Raw genomic sequence first — 24,650 nt, 5'->3', positions numbered from 1 at the left:
GACCCTCAAATTCATCTCGTTGAACGGGTTTTACCTTGGGATGCAAAGAGGTGCCATCAGCATAAACCCCTTCGGGGACAAAATTCTGGAAATTTTCTTCCGCGCTGAAGACCGTACCCCAAGGACTGGTTCCCCCGGCACAGTTGTTAAATGTACCGATAATTTTATCGTTCAGGGTATCAATATAACCCATGCCATTGGTCTTGCGGAAAATGGACACGGCGGGGCCAGTGGCTTGCAGATAGTTTCCATCCTCTAAGCCAGAGATGCCGGTAATCCGGCGGTCTTGGGGGGAATAGGTTCTCACCCATTGGCCATTGGCCTGCCGACGTAGAGCAATCACCCCAATGCCTTGATCGATCAAAGTTTCCTTAAAGAAATCATAGAATTCAGCTTTCAAAGCGCGATCGCTTAACTCAAAGGCATTGATTCCCTCACTTCCCGCTTTGTCGAGTGCAGGCAGCACTTTTGAGGGCAGAGATTTACCCATCACCATCAGATAGGTTTGCTCCCAGGTGGGAACACTGACGTATTCAAAGTTAATGGTTAAAAACCCTGTATCTGGCCCGGTGGGGACAAAAGAGAGGTAATCATTGTTATATCCAAACCGAGAATTGCCTAGTTTGTCTCCCCAAGCTCCTATCACATCGTAAGTGTAGCCTTCGGGTAGCACCACATCATCAAGGACTTCATAGGTACGGTACCAGGATTTTTGTTGCTCTGGCGGTAGCCCTTGATAGGATAGGGGACAAGGGTATTTGACTGGATCGAACTTTAAGCCTAAAGCTTTAGATGAGGAGGCTGCGGTAGCTGAACTTCCAGTTATAGAAGCAGATCCGCCCTGTTGTCCCAAAGAACCACAGGCAACAGTTGTTGCAGTTGCTCCCAGGAATAATAAAAATTGTCTGCGTTGGAATGTCATCGTTAACGAGTTGAGTTGAGCGCTCAGTTTTTGACATTATGACTGTATCGATATTAGGTTAAGCTTTCGTTATTTCTAAGGAAATAACTCATTAATTTCAGTTGAGATTGAGCGATCGCTTGTGGCTAACGTTAGGGTACTTCACGCTAGGCAATAGGCAATAGGCAATCATAAAGGAGAATGAAAATTCCCACCCTAAACCTTAGACAATTGACTTAGAGCCAATTGTCTGAGCTAAATTCTTCATTCACTAGCTATCGTCTGGAAGTCTCTAACGCAATTGCTCTAAATCAGCCATAAATGCATCGAAGGCTTCTTGAGTTTTGCCTAAATAATTACCATCAGCCTCTAACTGATCTTTTAACTGTTGGGCAATTCCAATTAATCCTGCATCTTCTGACATATAAGCCCCTTTCATCTCAATCTCGCGCCAATATTCTTCTATCACACGAGTTCTCATTGTTTCATAGGTCTCAATTAGGGAAGCCTTGACTTTCTTTTGTTCGGCACTCAGATTTTCATATTCCAATTGACTAATTAATTCCGCTAATTCCGAAAGATGGCGGCGTACATTTTCCAAGCTCATAACAATGTCCCTTAATAAGATCGGAGAGTTTTGAGAGGTATCTTACCAGGTTCTTTGGAAGACCTCTGATACGTTACAAAGGTTAACACTATTTGCTCTCTTATCGCTCAATGATGAGATTCTCCAGATTAGGGGGAATCTTAGTGGCTTTCAGTAAGGGTTGTAGACCATCAAAGACGCGATCGCCAATAATCTCATGTCCATCAGCATTAGGATGTATGATATCATCTTGCCGGTATCGCTCATCCCTAAGTAAGCCCTTGAGGATCTGAGGAATCAAATAGGCTTGTGTCTCCTGGGCTAATTCCTCAAACATGCGATCGTAATTATCCCCCACTATGCCTACATTTATGCCTAAAATCACGGCGATCGCCCCCTGAGCTTGAATCTGGGTTATGATTTGGCGTAAATTCTCCTCCGTCTCTGTTTCGGGGATGCGTTGTAGATAATCATTCCCTGACAACTCCACCATGACTAACCAGGGATTTTCATCCAATACATCGGTTTGCAGACGCGCTAACCCCATGGCTGTTGTATCGCCTGCAACGCCTTGATTGAGAATCGCCACATTCAACCGACGACTTAAAACACTGGGAAAGGCTTGCTCTGGGTTTACTCCATAGCCAGAGGCAATGCTATCGCCTAAAACAATAATCTGTTCTCCTTGTCCGAGTTGCAAATTTTTGACCTGGTTTACTGAGGAACTGCAACCGATGACGAGTCCCCAGGTAGTAAATAACAGGACAAGAAAAACGAGCGATCGCTGAACTGTACGTTTTGCCAAGGGAAGTGGAATTAAACTGAGGATAAACGAAATCATGATGACAGGGAATCGATTAATCATCCCTATTTTAGCGATTTCCTGGAAGTTTAGCCTTTTGGCGATCGGCAACGAATGGGACTTTTTTAACCGCTATTTTTATTACATTGAGCTATCTTCTGAGTCAATGGATTAATAATGAATTTATAGATGTCATAAAGACTCGATAGTTCCTTGAGAGGAAATCGTTGCACTTGCCACGCTCCATTCAACTCACAGCCTAGAGAATTCGGATAAAAACGCCCAGAAATCCATCCATCTTCTTCTTTTTCTGTCGTCGTCTCAATGCGTATAAATTTCCAAACCATTTCTGCCATATCATACAGTCGCGTTTCGGGATTATTCGGTTGAGGCTCGACGATAGCAATCCAACATTCAGGTTCCTCTACATCCGCCACATTGGGATCGTCACACCCCACCCAAATCCAGACAAAAGCCATATAAGGAATTTCTTGGGCGAAGTAATCATCAATGCAACGATCGCCGATTAAACGATCTGCATCAACATAAAAACGCCCTAACCAAAAGGGGAGACCTGTATCATAGGGTTGCTGACGACTCGATAAGGTATAATGATCTAATAACATATACTCGTCATCACAAACGGCAAATAGTTTATCTACAGAAAGAGGTAAAAGTTTTTTGCCATTGTTTCCTGATGAAAATCTTTTATCTAACAGTTGAAATAGGCTGCCGACTTGCTGATGATAAGCGAGCAAGACTTTGTAGCTTTGGGTCACTTGCTCTACGATTTCTTGACTCATCATAATTGGATTAGAAAAATTCACCGATAATAAAAGGCTGTAGAGTTACAGCCTTTTGAGTTCATTTATTCCGGGTTTTGGTGTATTTGACGTTGGGTTGATGACATCAAAGCTCGATTAATCGGAAAACCAGGAACAGGCATGACCTGATATTTTCGTTGGGCTTCGAGTTGTTTGAGTTCGGTATAATCAACCCAGTGGATGCAGTCTACGGGACAGGTTTCGATCGCCTCTTGAATCAGCTCTTCTGGGTCTCCATCTTGCTGGATTACTCGCGATCGCCCATACTTGTCTTCAATATAAAACGTATTTCGGGCTACATGGGCGCAATGTTTACACCCAATACAGGTTACCTCATCCACATAAACCCCTTTCTGGCGCAGGATTCCCCCCAATTCGGGTTCAAATCCTGTCCGGTCTGGTTCATCCCGCCACACACCACCTAATTCAGGTTCTAGTCCACTGCGTTCTAAATCCCGATCGTCAGTTGAAAGGGGATAAAAATCATCCATTATGCACTCCAACGTTGCAGCACTAAGCGAATTGAACCATCTTCATTTTTCTGCTGTTCTGCTACTTCAAACCCTTGTTTTGCAGTCTCTTGCACCACTGTATGATAGGCATAGCGCTGGGTGATTTTATTAATAAATCCTTGTACGGAAAGATTCTGCTGCCAGAATTGCATATCCGAAACTAATTGATAGGATTGGCCATTCCAACTAAAGCCAATATCGTAACCATTCTCTTGTTCGATTACTACTTCAGCGTCGTGAGTTTGTCCTTGATATCCGCGAACGGGACTCGGGCCAGATTTCCAATCAATCTCTAACTCACTTAAAGCAGTTTTCAGAGCCTCTAAATTGCGAATTTGAGTTTTAATTTGACTAAAGTGTGACATGGCAGGTTGTTTGGTGTAAAAATACAAAATACAGTTGACACAATCGTTACCATTGGCTGAACGTAGCCTGATTCGTGGTAACGTCCTGTTCCTGTTGCACTTGGGCAAAATACTCAGCCGTTGGTTCGACTTTGAGGACATGACCGAGTTGAGCTTCAATGGCTGCGGTCACTTCTGCACAGGACGATCCAACAATGCCAGTAACGGTTTCTTTTACCCGACCATCCGGGTAAATGATGAACTCTAGGGTTTCCATGTGAGTTTGTCCCTGATAAACCAAGTCTATGGTTCTTGCTTAAAGGCATGAACCGGACTTTTAGTTGCATCATAACGACGCAAATCGTAACAAAAATTATGACACACTTGAAGTGTGTTCTCAATTATTGGTCAGTGTGACGCAAGTTTCTCAAATCGTCAAGAATCCTAGGATATAAGGATTTGAGGGTTCACCGTCGAAGATATAAATCGTTATCATTTGTAATTATTTCTCATAAGGGCTATGGGCGAAGGAATCACGCACAATGGTTGATAATGGAGGATTAGTCTGGTTCAAAAAATTGGTGTAACGACAATGAACAACCAAAATATTGGGGTGATGCATGTTGGTGTTTTGGGCTTTGGTGGTTTGGGACAAGCTGCGGCTAAGGTTTTGGCTCCCAAAGGGGAAATGCGGTTAACGGCGGTGGCTGACCATAAGGGCTATGCTTATCATCCAGAAGGGTTAGATGGGGATGCTTGCGCTCAAGTGTATGGCGATCGCCATTCTGTGGGATATTTAGAGCCATGGGGAATCCTGAGCGAGAATAGCATTGCTGATTTGATCCAACAGGCTTCTGTGGTAGAGGGTTATTTTCTAGCGCTTCCCAATCTCCCCAACACTTTCATGGCAGATGTGGCTCGGCAGTTTATTGCCTCCGGTTGGCAAGGGGTGCTGGTGGATGCCCTCAAACGTACCAGTGCCGTAGAACAACTGCTAGAGTTACAAGATGAGTTGCAACAAGCTGGCATTACCTACATGACTGGATGTGGTGCAACTCCTGGTTTGCTTACTGCTGCTGCTGCCCTAGCTGCCCAAAGTTATGCTGAAATTCATTCGTGTAAAATTACCTTTGGGGTGGGTATTGCCAATTGGGAAGCTTATCGGGCGACTATTCGCGAAGATATTGCCCATATGCCCGGTTATGATGTGGAGAAAGCACGAGCGATGAGTGATGCCGAAGTCGAGGCACTCTTGGATAACACCAACGGTATTCTGGCTTTAGAAAACATGGAACATGCCGATGATATTATGCTGGAATTAGCTGGAATCTGCGATCGCTCCTGCGTATCCGTCGGTGGTATTGTCGATACCCGTAACCCCAAAAAACCCCTCAGTACTAACGTCCAAATCACTGGACGCACCTTTGAAGGCAAAATTTCCACCCATACCTTCACCTTAGGCGATGAAACCAGCATGGCGGCCAATGTTTGCGGGCCAGCTTTTGGCTATCTCAAAGCCGGAATTTCCTTCCATCGTCGCGGTATCCACGGACTCTTCACTGCGGCTGAAGTCATGCCCCAATTTGTCCGCTAGATGAGGATTTGCCTTTAGTGATGGCGATCGAGTAGAGTGTCTATAACCCTACTCGATTTTTCTCGATTAATTCCCATTGATATCATTCAGGTTTGCCAAGATCCAGAGATTTAATCTGCTCAGAAAACCAATTGGCAACGGTTATATTACTGGCTTCTTGTAAACGGACAAGGGTTTGTTCTAGAAGAGAGATGGGTAAACCCGATAAACCTTGGGAATCATCGCACTCTTTATATTGGTTATTGTCTTGTAGCTTGAAGGCAAAAACTCGCTGTCCTTTGACATCAATCACCCAATATTCAGGGATACCTAAAGAAGCATACAAGTGTTTTTTCTCATCTAAATCGCTTGATAAGGTGGTATCAGAAATTTCACCAACTAGATCGGGGACTCGCCAGCGATCTAAATCAATATAGCGTTTTTCTCTAGGATTCCAGGTGGGATAGTTGTCTCCAATATAGAGAACTAGATCGGGGGCAGCAGAACTTTGGTTCGTTTTTTCCAGTAAACAGCCACCGAAAGAGCTAAGGTTTTGATTTTGCTTTTGACTAAACCAGAATGCAAAAAGCATGGTGAATAAATCCCCAATGCTAGAGTGATTAATTCCTTCTGAACCCATTTCGACTAAGAGTTGATGTTGGTAGTAGTATAACTTTATTTTTTCGGGACAGTTGCGATCGCGCCAAGCCTCGTAATTTTCCCAACTAGAGGGTTGCCACAGTTGCAAGGGAAGTTCATTAGTGGGAGGATTACAGATGAGTGAAGTCATAGGATTTATGGTACTTGGGTTATGCCTGTAATTGTATGTCATGTTAGCGGATGGCTGACTTACCATACAAAATCAGCAAAGTTTTACCTGACTGCTTCTTGGGCGATCTCACAAATTGGAGCAAGGTTATGCAATCATCCAAAGTGTTACAAGTTGTGTTGTGTTTAGCTGGAGGGGTTGCGATCGCCTGCCGAGTTGTATGCCATGAATCAAATTGATCTTGGTGGCAGCGTTAACTTTCTCAGTGAAATTCGTGCCCCTGCGAGAGCTTTGTTCAGCAGTGGTATCCTCATGCTCATGGGTGCTTTTATCTCCCAGCTTACCTTTACATCAACTATCTTAGCTACCTTAGTTTATTTGTCTTATGGTCTTTCCAGATTGCTCGGTATGACAATTGACGGTATCCCAGTGGCTTCCTTAGTATGGTCAGATGGCATTGAAATTGTTCTTGGATTAGTGTGTCTATTTTGTCTGTGGTTCTACAGAACTCAATCCGATGCCAATTGACCGATACTGAGTGCGAATCCGAAAGCCTAAAAGACTCATCTATTAATAGGAACGTTAAAATAGGAATTGAAAATACTGGTACAGTAATATTATATTGAACCAGTAAATCGTCAATCACAAGATCGATGAACATCCCAGAGTAAAAACAATTAAGTCTACTAAAAAAACATATTTTTTCCCTGACATTGTAAGACCTTTTTGTATTATAATAGAGTTCTAGATGAAAACTTTTGCGTAAACAGAGATGGAACGACGGGCTGTAGAAAAACCATTAGATCCTCAAAGAAGAAAGGGTGACAAATACAACCTCTTAGTTCAGCCATTCTTGAAATGGGCAGGTGGGAAGAGACAACTCATGCCAGTCATCAAAAAGTATATTCCACAAAAGTACACTCAATACTATGAGCCGTTTGTTGGCGCAGGTGCAGTTCTGTTCTCACTTCAACCCGCAAAAACCGTAATTAACGATACCAACAAAGAACTCATGAATTGTTACAATGTAATTAGAGACAATCCTGAGGGGTTGCTGGAGCTTTGTAAGGAACATGAGAAAAAGAACTCAAAAGATTATTACTATACATTACGCAGTCAAGATAGACATTCTACTTTCAAAACATTATCGTCAGTCAAACGAGCAGCACGGCTCATATATTTAAATAAAACTTGTTTTAATGGATTGTTTCGTGTGAATAGCAAAGGTCAATTTAATGTCCCCTATGGAAACCCTATCAATCCGCTTATAGCAGATCCTGTTGTCATAAAGGCAGTTAGTAACTTTCTAAATCAAAGATCGGTTAGAATCTGTGAAGGTGATTTTGCGGATTCAGTTTCAACCGCAAAGAAAGGAGCATTTGTTTATTTTGACCCCCCATACCATCCCATTTCTGACACATCATCTTTTACAGGGTATAGTATCAATGGTTTTGGTGAAAGGGAGCAGGAGAGACTGAAGCTAGTTTGCGATAAGTTATCAGACCGAGGTTGTCATGTATTAGTCAGTAATTCCAATGCTCCATTCATTCATGAGTTATACAGCGATTCTCGATATGAAATCGTTGAAATTAGGGCTTCACGGGCAATCAATGCAGTTGGCTCGAAAAGAGGAAAAATTCAAGAATTATTAATTCATAACAAATATGAGTGCAAAACCATCGAGAAATGATAGTGCTTGGCAAGCACTATTTGAAGAACAGAAGATACTGGAAGCAATCGAAAGAGAGGGTCGTTTTTATATATCATCTGAAATAATAAACCAGGAGAGAGAATCACGTCTGATGACAAAGTTCGATCATCAGGTTCAGCTTCCAAGGCTTTTTCGAGATAATAATCTCTCTATACAACCTGTCTCTAGAGGTGGTTATGTTATTGGTCATTTTGATAGCTACTTTTCACTTTCTGAAGATAGAACGTTACCAGAAATTCAATATTTTGAGCTTCCATCTCAGATTGAAACTATTGTGCCTCAGCAGATAACTTCTGAGTCATCAGCTATTCTCTGTGCTTATTTGTCAGGGATGCTAACCGATATTTTGGAAGAAGAAACACTTTTTACAGTGTTTGGTCAAATGTCTACAGGACAGTTTGACTACGAAATCTATAATTCCAGGACTGCTGAAGGTCAAAATATTGCAGTTGAGAACTCTCAATGCGAAATAGATGGTGGATTTGAAGGAACCAGTAAATTCGCAATCATTGAAGCTAAGTGTCAATCTGTAGATAATTTTATTATTAGGCAACTTTATTACCCTTATAGATTATGGAAATCAAAAACGAATAAAGAAATAGTTCCTATTTTGCTTTTGTTTTCTAATAATGTTTTTACATTTTATGTGTTTAGGTTTTGTGATTTATATCAATATAATTCAATTCAACTTAAATCTACTTGAGGTTCTCAAATGAAAAAATACCTAGGATTGCTATCTACTTTAATTATTACCGGATTCTCGTCAAGTGCGGCACTGGCATCCCCGGAACCGGAGCGAACCGTCTCCTGTGATGTACTGGTAGTGGGTGGGGGACTGGCAGGTACGGCGACTGCTTATGAGGCGTTGCTCGGAGGTAAAACGGTTTGCCTGACGGAGTTGACGGACTGGGTAGGGGGTCAAATTTCTTCCCAGGGAACTTCGGCGTTAGATGAGAGAACGACACAAAGAGCGCAATTGTTTTATTCTCGCGGGTATTTGGAGTTGCGCGATCGCATCTTCCAAACCTATGGCAAGCTAAATCCAGGTGAGTGTTGGGTGAGTGTCTCCTGTTTTCTGCCCAAAGATGGTCATTTGATCCTGATGGAGATGCTGGAAACTGCGGCGAAACGGGGTAAAGGAACGCTACATTGGTATCCGAATACGGTGGTGAAAGACCTCGATTATAATGTGAATCGCACCCTCATTCAAGCAGCAAGTGCCATTCAACACCAAGCCGCACCAGGCGCACCTCCCCTAAATACCCGCTTTCTCTCCCAAACCCTAGAAGATGCTTACACCTACGACAATTCCGAACATCTAACTAAAAGTATTATCCGCTTCATTGCACCTCAGGATAAACCCTGGTATGTCATCGATGGGACGGAAACCGGGGAATTAATTGGACTCACCAATATTCCTCACCGTTTGGGGATCGATCCGCGATCGCCCCTAGAACCCTCTTCCTCCAGTGAAACCGGCAATCCCTACTGTACCCAAGGCTTTACCTACACCTTCGCCATGGAAACCATGGACGAACCCCAACCCCAGGTGATGCCAGACTTTTATCCCCAATATGCCCCTTACTATAGCTACGAATTAGAGCGCCTAGCCAGTTTCGATCTGGTATTCACCTATCGCCGGATCTGGAGTCCAACCACAGGAGAAGCCACAAAATTTAGAGGCATTGGCTTTACAACACCCACCCCTGGAGATATCGGGATGCAAAACTGGACATGGGGCAATGATTACCGTCCAGGAACTTCGATTGATAACTTTATTTATACCCCGAACCAACTGCAAGCCACCGGTCAATTGGAGCCTGGAGGATGGATGGGAGGACTGCGCGTTGATGCCTTACGCAAAGCCGAAGAACATGCATTGGGATTTTATTACTGGTTGGTTGCGGGAACCACGGATTCCCAATTGGGAGATGGATTTAAAGAACTCCATCCCAATTATCGCTTTTTATCTGGGTTAGACTCCCCCATGGGAACCGCTCACGGACTGTCGAAATATCCCTATATGCGTGAAGGACGACGGATTATTGGTCGTCCCAGTTGGGCCCATCCTGATGGGTTTACCATCTGGGAAATCGATATTTCGCGCCAGGGATATACCGATGAATATTATAGCCAAGCCTTACCTCTAGAGGAATACAGAGCCTTTCGAGCGGCGATCGCTGGATTAGAGGCGATCGAGGTTCTGCAATCTGATTCTCTACCCAACCCTCCCCAACGTCGCACCCGCTCCACCATCTTTCCAGATTCTGTTGGCATTGGTCACTATGCGATCGACTTTCACCCCTGCATGACACAAAGTCCTCCGGAAAAACCCGGTAACACCGAGCGCGAAGGAGAACGTCAAGGCGCAGGGACGGCTTACCCCTTCCAAATTCCCCTGCGAGCCATGATTCCCCAACAATTGAATAACCTGTTAATTGCTGGTAAAAGTATCGCCGCCAGCCATATTGCGGCGGCTGCTTATCGGGTGCATTCCTTTGAATGGTCAGTTGGTGCAGCCGCCGGGAATACGGTTGTTTTTGCCCTCGAAAACGATCTGATGCCTTATGAATTGGTCGATAATTTGCCCGCACCAGAACCCCAATTAGAAGTCCTGCAACGACGGTTAGTGAATCAAGGGAATCCGATCGCTTTTCCCAATACCTCCATTCTCAATGAAAATTGGGACAGTTGGCAGTAAATCTCGCAAGATAATCTCGATCTCCTACTCTAGAGGCGAATCTTCCTGTATAACGGGGCATCAGAGGCGATTCTTAGCCCAGTTGAACGGATTCATACATCATGGGGGCGAAAAATCTTTCGCCCCTACTCTGCTTCACTAGGGGGTTAATAACGGATGCTGTCACCGTCAATATCTTCAGCAGGAGGTGGGGTAGATAAAACCGTTTCAGTGCCATCATCATATTGATCTCCATCGCCATCCGGAATTTGATCGGGCATATAGGCAGCCGTGAGCAGATGTTCGATCCCTTCCGGAGCGTCTATATCTTCAATCGTTGATTGGTCTGACTGATTGAAATACGATCCCGATTCAAAAGCTACGGTTTCGTCCTCAGCAATTTCAATCGGGGGTAAGAAATCTGAATCAGAGGCCACTTGGGGCAGATTGGGGTTGTGTTCGTTTTCTGTCCAACTGGCTTCTTCGTAGGCACAATATTGTTCCCAAGTCCAAAAGACTCCTTGGGATTGAATGAAATTATGATGTTGGGGATCGATGAGTGCCTGGTAGAGACAAGCGTTGCTAAAGTTAGTCTCTTCTAAAACTGTGCCTTGTAATTTGGCTCCAGTCAGGTTAGCCATGCTCAGATTAGCCCTTGATAGGTTGGCGTTGGATAGGTCAGCACCGGATAAGTCCGCACCAGATAAGTTGGCTTCTTGGAGTTGGGCTCCACTCAGGTTGGCTCCTTGGAGGTTTGCACCCTGGAGATTGGTGTTTTGCAGGTGACTTTTGGGTAAGATGGCGTGTTGTAAGTTGACCCCAGGAAGCTGAAGGTGATGGAAGTCTCGTCCCAGACGTTGCCAAAAGGTGAGGGGGGACAAGATCGATGCTCGGCCAGCTAAAGTGAGGAGTTGATTGGGGTTGTAAGGGAGCCAACGGCCCAGGGTTGTGGCCCCTATTTGCCGGTTGAGATCGATGACTGTGGACGGTTCACTGAGGGTAAGGCGATCGGGGATACCACAGGGGTAGAAGGAAGTAGAAGTGGCACGAGCAAAGACAGCAATCAGAAGAAGGAGATTGATGCCGAGGATAGCATCCACTTGCAGGATATTGATGGGGTTTCCGAGGGAGTGGAAGCGATCGTGAGCTTGTTTGGGGATGGAGGTGTTAATCCATTGGGCTTGGCAGTAGCTGGCCCAGAACCGATCCAGCCGATCGCACAGAGTACTTAAATTGAAAGACTGGGGATAATTGTTTTGCTCTCGTTGCAGTCGCTCTAGGAGTAGGTCTTCACTGTTGTAAGGGAGCAGGCCAAATCCGAGCAGAGGATAGAGGATTTGGGCAATGGCGTGCAGGTCAAGCTCTTGACTGGGATCGAGGAGAGGTTGGAGCTGTTTGGCGATCGCCTCAATGGCCAAGTATTCACCGAAACTACGATGGGTGAATTGATATTCAATGGTTTGCCGGTGGGGTTTTGGGGTCTCCTGAAATAAAAAGGAGGGTAAATCTAAGGGTTCAGATTCGGCAAGGTTCAGTTTAGCTTTCAGGTGAGTGCTGTTGAGGGTCTGTTGTCCACTTTGGAGTAAAATTAGAGCAGCATTTTGGCACAGGATACGCAGGTTGAAGGGAGAGCGACCTTTGAGAAAACGAGATATGGTTTCTTGCGATCGTCCCGCATGGCCTAAACCGATGCGAATCAATTTTTGGGTCTGTCTCCCCCGCAATCGTCCGGAGGTAATTTCGCCCAGCAACCAGGTCATCATGCGATCGTAGATTTCCAGTTTTATCCCTGGAAACGGAATATCAATTAAATCTTTCTCGAAAAAACCATCCCGGTGCAAAATACCCAATAGATACAACATTAAGGGTTGGCGCACCATAGCGGCTAATTCTTTAGCTGCGGTTTTATTACTGAATAATCCAGCTTGTTTGAGAAAATCAAAATAGGATTTAGCAATTTCACGACTTTGCAACTTTGACCAATTCTTAAACCATTCTTGCACAGATTCTAAATCCATCGGCTCGATCTGAAATCGGGAGATCTTCAAGGGGAATCGAGTTTTTAATACCCCATCGAGGAACGCCACATCCGCTTCTAGTTTCTGAGTTCCCATCCTTTGAATTTTTTGCTCTAAAGCCAAACGGGAACGAAAATCAGACCGACTTGTTAAAACAATTTTATGCCGAGGCCAACCCCTCGGATCGCGGTGTTTGTGTTGAAATTGAGCAATTTGTTCGAGTAATTTCTGATAAGGGTCATCTCCCACACACCTGTAGGGCATAGAATCCAAACTATCCAAAATGAGGACGCAAGGGGGAAATCCTGGTTTTAACCAACCATCATTACGGGTGAATTCTGCTTTCTTAAATGCAGAATCCAAAGTTTCTTCTAGGGAGTTGCCCAAGTGAACTGAACCGAGGGAAATGACAATCGGCATCCATTCAGGATAGGTGTTTTTAGCAATTTCCGCCGCCCACCATTGACAAAAGCGAGTTTTCCCTAAACCAGAGGGGCCCTCAATCAGGGATAAACTATAGGTATCGGTAAGCTGTTGATTCGCCCAATTGAGTAAGGAAATACTGTTTTCAGATTCTGGAAGATTGGTGGGCAATCCTTTGGGAATGACATATAATTGAGACCAAGAAAATGATTCTTCAAAACAGGGGAAAGCCAGATTGATTTGTAGATCGGCACGATAGAATTCCCGGGGCAAATCAATGATTGCTCTTGCCCCTGGAGAAGCCACTTCTAAAAGTTCATAATCTCCTACTCCAGCTCCATAAAATCCCTGACTAGAATCGCCAATACGGACAAATTTTTGCAGTTGAGGTAAATAAATATGATATTGGGCAACGGTTTTGAGTAATTGTCCGAATAAGCCTTGATGGATCCGTTGCACTAATAATTGGCTCTCCCGATCCTCAGCACCATTAGCTACTAACCAAGCTTGAATGACTTGATGAATGTGACCAATAATGGGGGCACGATCTAAATCAGAGAGAATTTTTTCGGTTTCTACATCGGTGAGCCGTTTACGGTGAATAATTTCGAGTTGGGAAACCCAAGGGGTTTGCTCAGTTTCCGTGGATGAAGAAGGGGGGAATTGAGCGATCAAACTGCGATTTAACCAAGGTTTACACAGGGTTTCTTCTTGAATCAATAGGTTTTCTAAACCATCAAGATAGGCAATTTCCAGGGCTAACCAGGTGCTATGATTGCGAGGCATTGGTTTATACTGGCTTTCGATGTGGATCATGGCACCCGTCAGTTGGCTTAAGGGGTGAAGATGCGATCGCCCAATGGAAAGAGGTCTTGCCAGAAATTCCGCCAGAATATTGGTGTGGAAACTGGTTAACTGCTGCTCATGTAGGGCTTGCACCAGTCGAAACGCCACACCGGCTAAATCAGCTTGGCTTAACTGATGAAGGTTAATTGTAATGGGCGCATTATCAACTCGATCGGGTGTAGAGGTAGATTTAAAGAGCGATAGGCTTGGCTGAATCGAGCCAAGGCTAAGATGGGATGCTTGAAGCCAATCATAAATCTTGAAGTTCATTCTACAGGTTGTGGATCGCGAATAGTCTGACGGCTAGTTTTAGAAAGGACAAGAAACAAGGCGTTTATTCTGGTTACCTCCCCCACGTTAACAATCGAAAGATCCCGATGACATCGGGGGAGGCTCCTGAATTGAGGGATTGACTTCCGAATAGGGGAACTTGAGAACAATTACCAACGGAAGCTAAGGTCGATCGGGGTGTTCGCCTTAACCGTTATCTTATGACTTAAACTATACAGAACTAAGGTTAGAGGACACAAGAGTGAGTGTGGCATAGGCTCTTTCAAGGATTTTAAAGACCAAAACCCATTACACTAAACAACGGTTAAACTCTAGAACAAGACCAGATATCCTAGGCTACTCTGGTTAGTCTATACCTAATATTTGGCGATCGCCCTGGACTCGATCCGGATTTCCCCCTGTGAATGCGGATTGGCCTCTTTTCTAAACGATTGAAACCCAGTTTAATGACTTAAATTACATCTGCGTCTTCTTTATTAAGTACATTCGTTATCCCGTTTCTCCCAAGGTCTATGAAAGAAGTTTCAACCGCCATTAACCCCCCCCAAGAGACTCCATCGAGTCCCTCAACCCAAAATACAACCCTTAATGCCATGGGGCTATCCCTATTATGGCTAATGATTATCCTCATGTTTGGCACGGCTGGGTTTGTTGCCACTTGGCTGTTAACTCGTGTGCCACCCACTCCAGATTGTAAAGAATTGTCACCATTAGCGGCTGATGGCGAGCAGCTCTATTGTGTCGAACAACAAGCTCTATCTGGCACACTAGAGGATCTAGAATCGGCGATCGCTTTTGTGGATCAATGGGATTCTAACCATTCTCTCTATGCTGAAAGTCAGCGTTTGATGAGCAATTGGTCTAACGCAATTTTAGAGTTTGCCCGTCGGGAAATACAGGCGGGTAATCTGGAAAAAGCGATCGAGATGGCCAGTAAAGTCCCGGAGAGTAGCCCCCTATATGCTGAGGCTCAAACAAAAATTGAGTTATGGCAAGCCGACTGGGATACCGGTCAGGAAATTTATCAGAAAGCACTTGAGGCCATAGAAAATCAAAATTGGACTCTGGCTTATCAGCAGTTGTCTCGGTTGGGCAAACTCAAAGATCCCTTCTGGAGTCAAGAACGATTTGTGGAAGTGACTCAGTTAATTGCTACAGAAAAACAATACCAGAAACAGCTTAAGGATGCTCGCGCTTGGGCCAGCTATGGTACGGTTGAGGACTTGGTGGAAGCCATGGAGCGAGTGAAGAAGATTCCGGCTGATAGCTTGGCTCGCCAAACGGCGCTTAAGGAAATTGCAACTTGGAGTCGCGCGCTCCTGGAAAAGGCAGAAGAGCGCTTAGAGGAGGACGATCTCGAAGGGGCGATCGCCATTGCCGAACGTATTCCCAGTTATTCCCCTCGCTATGCGGAAGCTCAAGATTTTATTCTCTTAGGAGAAGCGATCGATACGGTTCAAGAGGATAATTTAGGGGCATTTTTAGCAGCTCAAACTCAAGCCGCTCAAATTAAACCCGATCGCCCCCTCTATGAAGAAGCTCAAGGCAAAATTGACCAGTGGCAAGAGCAAGTCCAAGATGAAGTGCAAATTCAATTTGCTACTCTAATTGCCAGTCTTGGCCAACCCGTTGCCCTGAAACAAGCAGAAAATTTTGCTCAAATGGTCTCCGTTGACCGCCCTCGGCGCATTCAAGCCCAGACTAAAGTAGCCCATTGGCGCAAGGAAGTGGAGCGCTTAGAAGCTCGACCCGTTTTAGCCATGGCTCGGCAGGTGGCAGCAGGAGAAACCTTGGAAGATTTTGCACAAGCCAGAACCTTAGCGGCTGAGATTGAGCGAGGTCATCCCCTACGCATTGAGGCTCAAACCTTAATTGCTGAATGGAATAAGCGGATTGAAATTATTGAGGATCGGCCGATTCTGGATCGGGCGAAATCGTTGGCTAAGGCAGGAGATTTGTGGGAAGCCATTGAGATGGCGGAAAAAATCACCTCAGATCGTGCGTTATATGGTCAAGCCCAAGATATTATTTATGAGTGGGAGGTAGAAATTCAAACGGCTCAGGATGATGCGGATCTCAGGGATGCTGAATATTTAGCGTCTTTAGGTCGCTACAGTGAAGCCATTGGCGCAGCGTCCCGTATCGGTTGGGGTAGACCGCTGTATTATGAGGCTCAAGATGCGATCGCCCGCTGGCAAGCGACACTCGATTCTCTCTATACTCCTCCAGCTCCGGTTTACGAAGAGCCGGTTTATCAACAACCGGTCTATCAAGAGCCGGTTTATCAAGAGCCGGTTTATCAACAACCGGTTTACCAAGAACCGGTCTATCAAGAGCCGGTTTATCAACAACCGGTTTACCAAGAGCCAGTCTATCAAGAGCCAGTCTATCAAGAACCAGAACCCGTTTATGAATCGGCTCCTGAACCTTTGGATTATAGTCCTGAGCCACAGTTTTAAGGAGGGGTTGAGCAAAGTGTTGGTTTTCCCCTGAGCTGGTCAACCTCTCCTTTGTCTCTTAAATCAAATATCCCATGAGCAATTCTCAACCTTCTTCCATTTCCCTGTTATTAATCGTTCCCAGTCGGATCTTTCGGCTGGGACTTCAGGTGGCCTTGAAATCGTATCCTGAGATTACGGTGATGGCTGAAGTAGAAACGCCGAATGAAGCCTTAACCTATCTGCAAGCCCAACGGTTATCGATGAGAGATCGCCCTGGCGTGGGGATTATTGCGATCGATACTGCTCTAGAAGCCTCCCTAACTCAGAATGCTCTCCTGCGGTTTTGTCAAACGCTGAAAACCAGTTATCCCCACTATCGGCTAGTTTTGTTCACCGATCCAGGGACAGTCAGTTGGCAAAGGACACGAGCGGTGGGTGTTGATGGCTATTGTCCCAAAACGGCAGATCGGAGCCAGTTGGTAGCGATGCTCAAACAGGTGGCGATGGGAGAATCCTATCAGGTGAGTGTCGATCCATCCTTGTCGAAGGGCGATCGCCCGTCCTGGTGGACTCGGGTAAAACATCGGTGGTATCTCTGGGGCATCAGAACAATCTCAGACGTAGAAGCAAAGTTAAAAGCACAACTCAATCAACCGGGTTTATCGGTATTAGAGCGGGTTGTGATTCGCGGACGACTGCGGGAACTATTCACTGCTCGATGGTGTATTCATTGGTTGTTAGCGCCCCGCTTAGAAGCGGTAGAATTTCAGGAAACGACAGACAATAATGGCGATCGCCCCAATTCTGGAATCTATCCAAATCAATCCCTCGTTCCTGCTCAGTCCTCCAGCTTAGATCCAGAATGGAGTGAATCCTTAATCCCTATTTCCCCCCGTCAGCAAGTCTTAGAAACGACGGCAACTCATCTGCAATTCCAGCTCAATAATTTAACGCATACGCCCCTAGAGCTAGACATCTTAAAACCGCAAAAACGGCAAGAACTCTTGCAAGTCATTTTAGAAGAATGGGAAGTTCTGCTCGAAGATTTAAAGTTTTCCCAGATTCAAGGCGATCGATTGCTCTCCAAAAAACTAGATTTCCTGCGTGATTTATGGTCAGCGGTTGTGACTCAGTTTTTTGGCAAATATTCACGAATTATGGTCAAAGGGGCAGAAGTGGAAATTGTCCCGATTTTATTACAAGATATTGACCGAATTCAAGCAGAGTATTTAGAAAAAATTCCGTTATTTGTAGACTTGCTGAATTATTTGGTCTATGAAATCCCTTTAATGATTGACAATCGCTTGTATGCGGCAGGTACACCAGAAGCACAAAAGCGAGCGGAAATGTTAACCCAAAATCTGATTGTTCAGCTCGGCAATAGTGTGGTTAATCCTCTTTTAAATCATTTTGCAGATGTCGTAGCAGTCAAGCAGATCTTTTACGATCAGGAGCTAATCACCAGCCGCAAGATTGAACGATTTCGGAATGATTTATCCTGGAAATCCCGTCAACAACAGTGGTTTGGCGAACCGAAAGCAATTTTTGAAAGTCAGTATTCCTTATTGGTTTTAGAGGCACGAGGGATTCAAAAAGTCTCCATTTATGCCCCCAGACGGGAGGAATTAGACCAGTTAAACGGGTGGTCTTTAGGGGTAACCCTAATCCTCGAAGGTCGCGACGCGATCGCCCCCCGACTGCAAGCGTTAGTTGGCTCAGTCGGTCAAGTTTTAATCTATATCTTAACCCATATTATTGGTAGAGGTATCGGTTTAGTTGCGCGGGGAGTGCTGCAAGGAATTGGTAATTCTTGGTCAGACAGTCGGTTGAGTGGCAATGGCGATCGGCCGAAGTAGGGGAATGGGAAGACATGGAAATATGGAGACAAACTATTACCCATTACTCAAATATTTGCAGGGCTAAATCAAAGGGATATTCTGTCGATCGAGTGAGCAAAATGTCGTGAACTAAATCAACAAATTCACGATCTAGATGGGCTTCCGGTTTGATCAGTTTACTTGCAGGATAACGTTCGGGGGCTACATTCACTTCTTCTGTAAACCCAGTTTCTAGACCTTGATTTTGATGCCAAGTTAAGCATTTTCCTCTGAAGGTCAACTGAAACCAAATCAGTTCTTGATCTTGAATATCAAAAAAGACATCAAAATAAGGCTCTTCTCCCTGATACCAAAAGCGTAGCATCCCCTGATGTTCGTCAAATTTTAACAAATTCTGGCGAATGGGTCTTAAAGAGGCTCCCAGCTTCTGAATATGATCGCGAGTCATGGTTAACATAAGAATAGGAAAAAAGAAAATGATAAACAATGGAAACAGGAATTAAGAGAACTTAGGGAACGGGACTTAACTTTCTCGGAGAATAGACCGAAAGTATGGTAGCCTTTGTTTGATCCTATAGTTCTTTATCCATTGAGTGTTTTGGGAATCCGTAATAAAATGCTATTGAATTTAATCGATCGATGGAAACAGACGTTTGTGAGTGGATGTTTGTTGCTGATGGTACTCTGTGTAACTTGGCTCTTGGGTTTGGGCACACCACAGGCGATCGCTGGCATGAATGCAGACACTTTTGATGGTAACATTTTTGCCCTTTATGGTGGCAATGGTTCCCTGGTTCCCCCTAGAGTTGCCTTTGCAGATTCCCTAAAACAAGATCGAGCGACCTTATTAATCTTCTATCTTGATGATAGCCGAGATTGCAAGCAGTATGCGTCGGTTGTCTCTCAGCTTCAAGCTTATTATGGGCGAATTGTTGATTTTGTGCCTTTAAGTGTGGATCAAATTATCTTTGATGCGAGTACAGACCCCACTCAACCAGCCTACTACTATAAGGGCAAAGTGCCCCAAACTATCCTCTTCGATCGCCAAGGTAACCGGGTTTTTGAAGAAACGGGTAATATCGCCTTTGAACAGGTTGATGATGCTCTGCGGGACTTATTTGATTTTCCCCCTAGAGAGAATACCCAACCTCGCGTTCCCAAAGCGGTGAATGAGCTGAATACGGAATTAGCACCGAATTAATTGTAATTAATCTCCTCTTGGAGCGGCTTCAGGATGAGGATTCTGATGTGCGTCGCTCGGCTGCCTCTGCCTTGGGCGAGTTTGGGAAACAATCTCGCGATCTAATTCCACGCCTTGTGCAATGGATCTCCGAGCATCAAGATTCAGAATATGTGGGTGGAGGCATTGATGTGCTGTGGGATTTAGTGGCAGAAGGTTAAGAATAGGGAATGGGAAGTTGCAATGACCACTATTTAACTAAACTTAGAATTATGCCAAACCCGCTTTGCTGTTCCCTGTTTCCCCTATTCACCCATTCCAGGACAACAGAGCGCTAGACCAAGGTCAACGAGTTCGTAAAGTCAACGCTGGCAAATGCCGTTGCACCAACGGCCAACCCTTGACCGGAAAGGCTACCACCGACAAAGACGCTACTGGTGACCGAAACATTACCGGTAATGTTGACCTGAATATTGGCAGTGCTAAAGGTCAACTGGGCTGGAGATACCCCATTTACCACACCTAAGACGGAGGTTACGCCATTATTGGTGACTTGGATAATCGTATTGCCATTTTCCACAGTCAACGTGAGATCATTGGGAGTAATGCCACCAGTTAGACCAATGGTATCGCCAGGACGATAGTCTAGAATTACATCTGCGGCGGCGACTGTTGCTGCTGCGGTGCTGGTACGGAGGACAAACACATCATTACCCGCACCACCGATGAGAGTATCGGTACCGAAGTCACCACTGATAACATCATCGCCAGCGCCACCATTGATCAGGTCATTGCCTTGACCGCCAAAGATGCCATCATTATCCGCACCGCCATCCAGGGTATCATCAGCTTCACCGCCAGTGAGTTGGTCTTGACCAGCATCTCCATTGACGATATCATTGCCGCGATCGCCACTTCCTCGGTCGTTTCCATCACCACAGTTCACTTGGTCGTTGCCTTGACCGCCATTACAGGTATCGTTACCCGTACCGCCATTGACCGTATCATCGCCAAGATTACCATTGGTATTATCATCACCCGCGCCAGCATTAATTTGGTCGTTGCCCTCTAAACCAAAGATGATATTACTAGAGGCTGTACCGGAGAAGATGTCATTACCAACAGTCGCTTGAAATGCTCCAGCCACTTCCACCACAATATTGACTGAAGGGGTTGGTGTGGCGCTGGGTGGGGCAGTTGGATCGACAACCGGACTCGGACTCGGACTTGGAGGTGGTGCTGGCGCTGGAGTTGGGGCAATTTCATAAAGCGTTGTCGTGCCGCTGAATTCATTCCCTACTGCCAGTAAAGGATTACCATTCGGGCTATCCGCAGCAGGGATAAACGCCAATCCTTCGGGAGCGATATCTATGCCGTTGGGATTAATGTATTGAACAAAACTCGGCGCAGTGGGGTTACTTACGTCGTAGACCATAATGCCGCCGATGCGCTCTAAGCCAATAAAAGCATAAGAGATACCATCAACTACGCCTGTGGCGATCGCCTCTGGTTCTGCACCTTTATTATCGCTGCGACCGTCAAAACTCGTCTCGATATTACCATTCTCTAGCTCAGTTCCAGAGTTAAAAAGGGCGGGAACCTGCTCGGAGGTAATGCGCCCGAAGTCATCGCCACTGTCATAAACCCTAGTGCCAGATTGGTTCAAAATGGAGAATGATCGCGCTCCGTAGGCAAACAAGCGATCGTAGTCTCCATCACCATCGGTATCCCCATCAATATTGGAAACTTGTAAGCGTCCGATCTGTTCATCTTCCTGGAGTTCTGCAGCATTAGGAAATGCTGTGGGATCTAAGGTTAAGTCTTTAATCCTTTCATCTTCATCGCGAGCATCTCCTTCATTGGCTATCACATAATAGGTTTGGCCATTGGCTTCAAAAGCAGCGATCGAATCCGGCATAAACATCCCGAACACCGGCCAATTTTGCAGATTAATTGCATCATCGCGATCGCTCGCATCTAAACGATTGCCCGAAAGACTGTGGTCTTTCAAACCCAAGGGTATAATGTCTTGGACGGTAGCCGTGCTGATATTAACTTGTGCGATCGCATTATTTTCCTGGAGCGTCACAAAAGCCGTACTTCCATCTGGCGAAACCGCAATATACTCCGGCTCCACATCTTCAGCAACTGTTTTATTCGGGAAGATACGCACCCCTTCGGCTCGCAGGTCATCTTCCTGGCCATTGAAAGACGTAAAATCTGCGGTTGCTACCGTCGCATTAGCCACCTCGCTGGAGAGATCGATAATACTGATAGAACCTTCTGGATCTGTATTCCCCGGCTCCCCTTCATTAGCAACTAGCACTTTCTGCCCATCTGGAGTGAAAGTAACCATATCTGGCAATACACCAACGGTGACTGAATTGAGAAAATTGCCATTAGGGTCAAAAAAAGCAACCGCCCCTGGGGTTACTGCATCCGCATTTTCCACGGCAACAGCTACCACCCCATTCGCCACCGCAACGCTATTGGCTCCTGCACCTATCGTGTTGACATTGATCGTTGACGTTAGAGTTGGGTTAGTCGGATCGTTAATATTCAGAACATCAATGGCGGCTTTCTCAGCATTGACCACAAACAGGCGTTGGGTTCCCGGATCGTGGGCAACAATCTCCGCAGCGCTTTCGTCGATAACCCCTGATGAGTATCTTCCAATCACCGTTAATTCAATTGCCATGCTTTATTCCTCGCACAAACCTGCCCGCATCCTACTAAATTTTGTTACCTCCAAAAATTAACAATTCCATATTTTACGGTTAAATTAAAACTAAGCTTAGATTAAAACTATACATTGGATATGGAATTAAACTCCGATTACCCATAACCCTTGTGCATCTCGAAGCAGTACAGCGCTTCGAGATGCAGAAGTAATCAACTTTATAAACGCTGGGATTTAGAAATCGTTTTCGTCGCTAATTTCAGCGATCGCGTAGCAATCTTCGGTAAATTACTAACAGTATTATCATCCTCTAAATTATCATCTTCTGAAGGACTTTCCAGCTCGATCATCCCCTTCAAAATCAGAGAGACATCGGGAAAAATTGGATAATTCTGTCGAGAACTTCCAACAGTAAAGCAGTCAAAACAGTTTCTTAAAATGTAGGTAGCATGGGTAGCAAGTAAAACTGGGTTCAATTACAATGCTGATGGTAGTGAAAAAATCCGATCAAAGGCTTTAAGGGTTTTAGGAGATATCTATTTATTTATGCCTCAGAGTATCGAACAGCAAAAGAAGCAGCGCCGACTGGTGGTAAAAGGGGCCGTGGCTGTAGGAGCCTTTTTGGTAACCGCCGTCGGGGGGTTTGGGGTACCAGCCTGGCGAGAGCAAGTGGAAGCAGAGCTGCAAACGGATGCGTTATTTGCCCAGACCCTTCTAGAAACCAAACCTGTAGCCGCCCTAACTCTTGCCATTGCTGCAACAGGGATAAGCGAAGACAAACTTGGCCAGGTCTTGCCCGAAGTGAAAGCCAGTTTAGCGGAAACAGTGCAAGTCAGCCGTGAACGCCACCAGTTTCTAGGTCATCAAAGTATAATCACCTCCATCGCCCTTACCCCCGATGGCTCCAAGGTGATTTCTGGCAGTCAAGACAATACGGTGCGGGTGTGGGATCTAGCTACGGGAGAGTCTTTAGCTGTTCTGGAAGGTCATCAGGCTTTTGTCAGCTCCATCGTCCTTACTCCCGATGGCTCCAAGATTATTTCTGGCGGTTGGGACAATACAGTCCGGGTGTGGGATCTAGCTACAGGAGAGTCCCTAGCTGTTCTGGAGGGTCATCAGGGTGTGGTTATCTCTATGGCCCTCACCCCCGATGGCTCCAAGGTTGTTTCTGGCAGTCGGGATAATACGGTGCGGGTGTGGGATATCGCAACAGGAGAGTCTCTAGCTGTTCTGGAGGGTCATCAGCTTTGGGCTACTTCCATCGCCCTCACCCCCGATGGTTCAAAAATTATTTCTGGCGGTGGAGACTCTACAGTGCGGGTATGGGATGTAGCTACCGGAGAGTCCCTAGCTGTTCTGGAGGGTCATCAGGATGTAGTTTACTCCATTGCCCTTACCCCCGATGGCTCCAAAATCATTTCTGGTAGTCGGGACAATACAGTCCGGGTGTGGGATATCGCAACAGGAGAGTCCTTAGCTGTTCTGGAGGGTCATAGCAATGAGGTCAGCTCTATTGCCGTCACGCCCGATGGCTCGAAGATTATTTCTGGCAGTGACGATCATACCCTGCGGGTTTGGGACATCGCAACAGGAGAGTCCTTAGCTGTCCTGGAGGGTCATGAGGATTTAGTCACCTCTATTGCCCTTACCCCCAATGGCTCCCAGGTCATTTCTGGTAGTTTCGACTCTACGATGCAGGTGTGGGATTTAGCGACACGAGAGTCCTTAGCTGTGCTGAAAGGACATAACACTGTCCGCTCCATTGCCCTCACCCCCGATGGCTCAAAAATTATTTCTGCCGGTGGAGACCCGACAGTGCGGGTGTGGGACCTAACTACGGAAGATTCTTTAGCGATTCTGGAAAGACACCTCACCCTCGATGGCTCCAAGGTGGAGGCAGTAACGTGGCAAGATTGGTTAGAGATAGGATGCGATCGATTGCGACTCCATTCTTCATGGGTTCGTGCCTCCCTTGAGCCATCTCCAGAGGAACGGGAGATTACCTTAGAAGCCATCCGCACTTGCGAGCGGTTGGTCTGGAGCGATACGGACATTGCTCAATTGCGCATACAGCAGGGTTTAGCCATGGCGCAAGCTGGCGATACAGATGGTGCGAAGAAACTGTGGCAACAGGCTCGGCGCTTGGATAAGGCCGTGTATGAGCAGTATGAGGAGCGCTTAATCAATTAACAATTAACCGCAAAACTCGGAGCCGTGATGGCCTCAAAATG

The 24,650-nt window shown here is 45.6% G+C and carries 22 protein-coding genes; 10 read left to right on the top strand and 12 right to left on the bottom strand.

Annotated features, from left to right (window positions below; genetic code table 11):
- From AC3A14_RS08000 to AC3A14_RS07970, 7 genes are all read right to left on the bottom strand, one after another.
- On the bottom strand, positions 1-922 hold a 922-nt coding region (locus AC3A14_RS08000), incomplete at its 3' end, for an alkaline phosphatase PhoX (protein ID WP_487778957.1).
- Positions 923-1,193: 271 nt separating this feature from the next.
- Positions 1,194-1,508 carry a hypothetical protein gene (locus tag AC3A14_RS07995; RefSeq protein WP_318700641.1) on the bottom strand — a complete coding sequence of 105 codons (315 nt, stop codon included), beginning with the start codon at positions 1,506-1,508 and terminating at the stop codon, positions 1,194-1,196.
- Positions 1,509-1,608: 100 nt separating this feature from the next.
- The gene (locus AC3A14_RS07990) at positions 1,609-2,328 is read right to left on the bottom strand and encodes a GDSL-type esterase/lipase family protein (protein WP_318731922.1); all 720 of its coding nucleotides are present in this window, start codon (positions 2,326-2,328) and stop codon (positions 1,609-1,611) included.
- An 86-nt stretch (positions 2,329-2,414) separates the two neighbouring features.
- On the bottom strand, positions 2,415-3,095 hold the full coding sequence (locus AC3A14_RS07985) for a hypothetical protein (protein ID WP_318700643.1): 681 nt from the start codon (positions 3,093-3,095) through the stop codon (positions 2,415-2,417).
- Between the two features lie 62 nt (positions 3,096-3,157).
- The gene (locus tag AC3A14_RS07980; RefSeq protein ID WP_318700644.1) at positions 3,158-3,604 is read right to left on the bottom strand and encodes a ferredoxin; all 447 of its coding nucleotides are present in this window, start codon (positions 3,602-3,604) and stop codon (positions 3,158-3,160) included.
- Positions 3,604-3,990, bottom strand: coding sequence for a DUF1257 domain-containing protein (locus AC3A14_RS07975; protein WP_271943336.1), 387 nt, complete (start codon positions 3,988-3,990; stop codon positions 3,604-3,606). The genes AC3A14_RS07980 and AC3A14_RS07975 overlap by 1 nt, the downstream gene beginning before the upstream one ends.
- Positions 3,991-4,036: 46 nt before the next feature.
- A complete protein-coding gene (locus tag AC3A14_RS07970; RefSeq protein ID WP_271943338.1) occupies positions 4,037-4,246 on the bottom strand; it encodes a DUF2997 domain-containing protein in 210 nt (69 codons plus the stop codon).
- Between the two features lie 315 nt (positions 4,247-4,561).
- Here AC3A14_RS07970 and bioU point away from each other — a divergent pair, with 315 nt between their 5' ends.
- Positions 4,562-5,563, top strand: coding sequence for a (S)-8-amino-7-oxononanoate synthase BioU (gene bioU / locus AC3A14_RS07965; protein WP_318700645.1), 1,002 nt, complete (start codon positions 4,562-4,564; stop codon positions 5,561-5,563).
- A gap of 82 nt (positions 5,564-5,645) precedes the next feature.
- Here bioU and AC3A14_RS07960 read toward each other — a convergent pair whose 3' ends face one another.
- On the bottom strand, positions 5,646-6,332 hold the full coding sequence (locus AC3A14_RS07960; RefSeq protein WP_318731921.1) for a Uma2 family endonuclease: 687 nt from the start codon (positions 6,330-6,332) through the stop codon (positions 5,646-5,648).
- Between the two features lie 204 nt (positions 6,333-6,536).
- Between AC3A14_RS07960 and AC3A14_RS07955 the strand changes: the two genes are divergently transcribed.
- From AC3A14_RS07955 to AC3A14_RS07940, 4 genes are all read left to right on the top strand, one after another.
- Positions 6,537-6,839, top strand: a complete 303-nt coding sequence (locus AC3A14_RS07955) for a DUF4345 domain-containing protein (protein WP_413038615.1) — start codon at positions 6,537-6,539, stop codon at positions 6,837-6,839.
- A gap of 244 nt (positions 6,840-7,083) precedes the next feature.
- A complete protein-coding gene (locus AC3A14_RS07950) occupies positions 7,084-8,001 on the top strand; it encodes a DNA adenine methylase (RefSeq protein WP_318731919.1) in 918 nt (305 codons plus the stop codon).
- Entirely contained in the window at positions 7,976-8,725 is a 750-nt protein-coding gene (locus AC3A14_RS07945; protein ID WP_487778956.1) for a type II restriction enzyme, read from the top strand. The genes AC3A14_RS07950 and AC3A14_RS07945 overlap by 26 nt, the downstream gene beginning before the upstream one ends.
- A gap of 9 nt (positions 8,726-8,734) precedes the next feature.
- A complete protein-coding gene (locus tag AC3A14_RS07940; RefSeq protein ID WP_318731917.1) occupies positions 8,735-10,723 on the top strand; it encodes an FAD-dependent oxidoreductase in 1,989 nt (662 codons plus the stop codon).
- Between the two features lie 146 nt (positions 10,724-10,869).
- On the opposite strand, the gene AC3A14_RS07935 is transcribed toward AC3A14_RS07940, so the two are convergent.
- Positions 10,870-14,259, bottom strand: a complete 3,390-nt coding sequence (locus AC3A14_RS07935; protein ID WP_318731916.1) for a pentapeptide repeat-containing protein — start codon at positions 14,257-14,259, stop codon at positions 10,870-10,872.
- A 533-nt stretch (positions 14,260-14,792) separates the two neighbouring features.
- Here AC3A14_RS07935 and AC3A14_RS07930 point away from each other — a divergent pair.
- Entirely contained in the window at positions 14,793-16,739 is a 1,947-nt protein-coding gene (locus AC3A14_RS07930) for a P-loop NTPase family protein (protein WP_318731915.1), read from the top strand.
- A 74-nt stretch (positions 16,740-16,813) separates the two neighbouring features.
- On the top strand, positions 16,814-18,577 hold the full coding sequence (locus AC3A14_RS07925) for a DUF3685 domain-containing protein (RefSeq protein ID WP_318731914.1): 1,764 nt from the start codon (positions 16,814-16,816) through the stop codon (positions 18,575-18,577).
- Positions 18,578-18,620: 43 nt separating this feature from the next.
- On the opposite strand, the gene AC3A14_RS07920 is transcribed toward AC3A14_RS07925, so the two are convergent.
- Entirely contained in the window at positions 18,621-19,007 is a 387-nt protein-coding gene (locus AC3A14_RS07920) for a hypothetical protein (protein WP_318731913.1), read from the bottom strand.
- Positions 19,008-19,175: 168 nt separating this feature from the next.
- On the opposite strand from AC3A14_RS07920, the gene AC3A14_RS07915 reads away from it, so the two are divergent.
- A complete protein-coding gene (locus tag AC3A14_RS07915) occupies positions 19,176-19,760 on the top strand; it encodes a thylakoid membrane photosystem I accumulation factor (RefSeq protein ID WP_318720098.1) in 585 nt (194 codons plus the stop codon).
- Positions 19,745-19,960 carry a HEAT repeat domain-containing protein gene (locus AC3A14_RS07910; protein WP_318731926.1) on the top strand — a complete coding sequence of 72 codons (216 nt, stop codon included), beginning with the start codon at positions 19,745-19,747 and terminating at the stop codon, positions 19,958-19,960. The genes AC3A14_RS07915 and AC3A14_RS07910 overlap by 16 nt, the downstream gene beginning before the upstream one ends.
- 113 nt (positions 19,961-20,073) lie before the next feature.
- Here AC3A14_RS07910 and AC3A14_RS07905 read toward each other — a convergent pair whose 3' ends face one another.
- Together AC3A14_RS07905 and AC3A14_RS07900 are read right to left on the bottom strand one after the other, a co-directional pair.
- Entirely contained in the window at positions 20,074-22,437 is a 2,364-nt protein-coding gene (locus tag AC3A14_RS07905; protein ID WP_318731912.1) for a choice-of-anchor I family protein, read from the bottom strand.
- Positions 22,438-22,637: 200 nt separating this feature from the next.
- A complete protein-coding gene (locus tag AC3A14_RS07900; RefSeq protein WP_318731911.1) occupies positions 22,638-22,769 on the bottom strand; it encodes a hypothetical protein in 132 nt (43 codons plus the stop codon).
- 196 nt (positions 22,770-22,965) lie between these two features.
- Between AC3A14_RS07900 and AC3A14_RS07895 the strand changes: the two genes are divergently transcribed.
- Positions 22,966-24,609: a hypothetical protein gene (locus AC3A14_RS07895; protein WP_487778955.1), complete on the top strand. Its 1,644-nt coding sequence runs from the start codon at positions 22,966-22,968 to the stop codon at positions 24,607-24,609.
- The last annotated feature ends 41 nt before the right edge of the window (positions 24,610-24,650 follow it).

The organism is Roseofilum sp. (genome assembly GCF_982964205.1).
The sequence above is the reverse complement of the archived record's forward strand: the minus strand, read 5'-3'. Positions and strand labels throughout refer to the sequence as shown.

Bases quoted from the DNA above. Each gene is read 5' to 3' on its own strand.
- AC3A14_RS07955 (WP_413038615.1), top strand. From the start codon at position 6,537: ATGAATCAAATTGATCTTGGTGGCAGCGTTAACTTTCTCAGTGAAATT.
- AC3A14_RS07945 (WP_487778956.1), top strand. From the start codon at position 7,976: ATGAGTGCAAAACCATCGAGAAATGATAGTGCTTGGCAAGCACTATTT.
- AC3A14_RS07935 (WP_318731916.1), bottom strand. From the start codon at position 14,259: ATGAACTTCAAGATTTATGATTGGCTTCAAGCATCCCATCTTAGCCTT.
- AC3A14_RS07980 (WP_318700644.1), bottom strand. From the start codon at position 3,604: ATGGATGATTTTTATCCCCTTTCAACTGACGATCGGGATTTAGAACGC.
- AC3A14_RS07960 (WP_318731921.1), bottom strand. From the start codon at position 6,332: ATGACTTCACTCATCTGTAATCCTCCCACTAATGAACTTCCCTTGCAA.
- AC3A14_RS07915 (WP_318720098.1), top strand. From the start codon at position 19,176: ATGCTATTGAATTTAATCGATCGATGGAAACAGACGTTTGTGAGTGGA.
- AC3A14_RS07940 (WP_318731917.1), top strand. From the start codon at position 8,735: ATGAAAAAATACCTAGGATTGCTATCTACTTTAATTATTACCGGATTC.
- AC3A14_RS07975 (WP_271943336.1), bottom strand. From the start codon at position 3,990: ATGTCACACTTTAGTCAAATTAAAACTCAAATTCGCAATTTAGAGGCT.
- AC3A14_RS07925 (WP_318731914.1), top strand. From the start codon at position 16,814: ATGAGCAATTCTCAACCTTCTTCCATTTCCCTGTTATTAATCGTTCCC.
- AC3A14_RS07920 (WP_318731913.1), bottom strand. From the start codon at position 19,007: ATGACTCGCGATCATATTCAGAAGCTGGGAGCCTCTTTAAGACCCATT.
- bioU (WP_318700645.1), top strand. From the start codon at position 4,562: ATGAACAACCAAAATATTGGGGTGATGCATGTTGGTGTTTTGGGCTTT.
- AC3A14_RS07990 (WP_318731922.1), bottom strand. From the start codon at position 2,328: ATGATTTCGTTTATCCTCAGTTTAATTCCACTTCCCTTGGCAAAACGT.
- AC3A14_RS07930 (WP_318731915.1), top strand. From the start codon at position 14,793: ATGAAAGAAGTTTCAACCGCCATTAACCCCCCCCAAGAGACTCCATCG.
- AC3A14_RS07995 (WP_318700641.1), bottom strand. From the start codon at position 1,508: ATGAGCTTGGAAAATGTACGCCGCCATCTTTCGGAATTAGCGGAATTA.
- AC3A14_RS07895 (WP_487778955.1), top strand. From the start codon at position 22,966: ATGCCTCAGAGTATCGAACAGCAAAAGAAGCAGCGCCGACTGGTGGTA.
- AC3A14_RS07900 (WP_318731911.1), bottom strand. From the start codon at position 22,769: ATGATCGAGCTGGAAAGTCCTTCAGAAGATGATAATTTAGAGGATGAT.
- AC3A14_RS07985 (WP_318700643.1), bottom strand. From the start codon at position 3,095: ATGATGAGTCAAGAAATCGTAGAGCAAGTGACCCAAAGCTACAAAGTC.
- AC3A14_RS07905 (WP_318731912.1), bottom strand. From the start codon at position 22,437: ATGGCAATTGAATTAACGGTGATTGGAAGATACTCATCAGGGGTTATC.
- AC3A14_RS07950 (WP_318731919.1), top strand. From the start codon at position 7,084: ATGGAACGACGGGCTGTAGAAAAACCATTAGATCCTCAAAGAAGAAAG.
- AC3A14_RS07970 (WP_271943338.1), bottom strand. From the start codon at position 4,246: ATGGAAACCCTAGAGTTCATCATTTACCCGGATGGTCGGGTAAAAGAA.